Source organism: Cupriavidus sp. HPC(L), assembly GCF_000307735.3.
GTDB lineage: Bacteria > Pseudomonadota > Gammaproteobacteria > Burkholderiales > Burkholderiaceae > Cupriavidus.
On the sequence record NZ_AMPR02000384.1, the window covers coordinates 1 to 1334 of the forward strand.

Sequence of the window (1334 nt, forward strand, 5' to 3'; positions counted from 1 at the left end):
AAGGGCGAACCGGTCTACGGCATCCGCTGGCGCGCGGTCGGCCATTACAACAAGGCCACGATCAACGCCAACGGCAGGGCCGGCGCGGTGCTGAACCTGCGCGACGCCAGCCGGCCCTACCCGCTGCAGGCCGATGTGCGCGTCGGCAGCACCCGCGCGCAGATCGAGGGCACGCTGACCGAGCCGGCCCGGCTCGCCGCGCTGGACCTGATGCTGCAGCTGTCCGGCGAGAGCATGGCGGACCTGTACCCGCTGACCGGCGTGGTGCTGCCCGAGACCCCGCCGTATCGCACCAACGGCCGCCTGACCGCGACGCTGCGCAAGGGCGCGTCGGTCTACCGCTATCAGGACTTCAGCGGCCGGGTCGGCGGCAGCGACCTCGGCGGCACGCTGACCTATACGCAGCGCGATCCGCGCCCGCTGCTCGCCGGCGAGCTGGTGTCGAAGCAGCTGCGCTTCGAGGACCTGGCGCCGCTGATTGGCGCCAACGCCAAGCCGGGCCAGGCCGCGCCGCGCAGCCCGGTACGCCAGCCGGCCGACAAGGCGCTGCCGGTGGCGCCGTTCCGCACCGAACGCTGGGACGATATCGACGCCGACGTACGCTTCACGGGCCAGCGCATCATCCGCGACGTCGATCTGCCGATCAACAATCTGCAGACCCATATCGTGCTGCAGGACGGCGTGCTGAACCTGAAGCCGCTGAACTTCGGCGTGGCCGGCGGCACGCTGACTTCGAACCTGCAGCTGAACGGCAAGCGCACGCCGATGGGCGCGACCATCGACATGACGGCACGCCGGCTGAAGATCAAGCAGCTGTTCCCCAATCTCGAATCGATGCGGGCCAGCGTCGGCGAAATCAATGGCGCGGCCAAGCTGTCGGCCACCGGCAATTCGGTCGCCGCGCTGCTCGGCTCGTCGAATGGCGAGGCGCGGCTGCTGGTCGAGAACGGCACCATCAGCAAGTTCATCCTCGAGGCGATGGGGCTGAACGTCGGCAGCGTGATCATCGCCAAGCTGTTCGGCGACAAGCCGGTACAGATCCATTGCGGCGTGGCGGACTTCACGTTCACCAACGGCATGGGCCGCGCCCGCACCTTCGTCATCGACACGCAGGACGCCACCATCAATGCGACCGGCGTGGTCGACCTGGCCAGCGAGCGGCTGGGCCTGACGATCAACCCGGACTCCAAGGGGATGCGTGTGTTCTCGCTGCGCTCGCCACTGTACGTGGGCGGCACGCTGAAGGACCCGCGCGTCAGCCCCGACATCGGCGTGCTGGCGCTGCGCGCCGGCGGCGCGGTCGCGCTGGCGCTGCTGGCGCCGGTCGCGACGGT

1 protein-coding gene is annotated in these 1334 nt (G+C 69.6%); it reads left to right on the forward strand.

What is annotated here, in order from left to right; genetic code table 11:
• The coding region (locus B551_RS18215; protein WP_023264726.1) for an AsmA family protein at positions 1 to 1334 on the forward strand (1334 nt) is incomplete at both ends.